The sequence below is a fragment of the Lacrimispora sp. 38-1 genome, from assembly GCF_049890855.1.
In the GTDB taxonomy this organism is placed as follows: Bacteria; Bacillota; Clostridia; order Lachnospirales; family Lachnospiraceae; genus Lacrimispora.
In genome coordinates, this window is sequence record NZ_JBANEW010000070.1 from 1 (window position 1) to 588 (window position 588).

A 588-nucleotide genomic window follows, 5' to 3' on the forward strand; every position below is an offset into this window, starting at 1 on the left:
CTGCTGGAACTTATGACCCAGGCAGAGGAATATATTGAGTCTATCCCCAAGAGCGAGGTAAGGACCATGTTCCGGCTGTATTACATAGACGGTCTTCCATGGTGGAAGGTGGCGCAGTCCATGAATCGAATGTTTCCGAAGCGGAGGGTAAGATTTACTGAAGACGGGTGCAGGATGAGAAATAATAGATTTTTTGGAGAAATTTAGAAATGTTCGGTCATGTTCGTTAAAATGATGGTAGTATGATACCATGCAAGAGCCAGATGAAGAAGCCTTGCATACCTTCATTTAGGTAATCCCCCTACGGTTGCCGGGTGTAACAGCCCGGTGACTGATTGATTCCTGATATTCTCCTTTTTGAAAACGCCTGTCGATTTTGGGTCGATGGGTGTTTCTATTTTGACGAAAAATATATTTATTCTATGTATCTATTATGACAAAATTTGAAATACTTTTCATGTATATTTAAGAAAAATATATGGAAAAGCTTGACAAGGGGTGGTATAATGTGTATACGGAAACGTAATAGTAACCCGAAAAAGGAGAAACAGCAGGAGAAACAAGGAGATGATGCTATGAGTAACAGTG

The 588-nt window shown here is 40.3% G+C and carries 1 pseudogene; it reads left to right on the forward strand.

Features of this window, described 5'->3' with window-relative positions:
- Nucleotides 1–207: pseudogene (locus V7D18_RS20835) on the forward strand (hypothetical protein); the annotation flags it as partial.
- Between the last annotated feature and the right edge of the window lie 381 nt (nucleotides 208–588).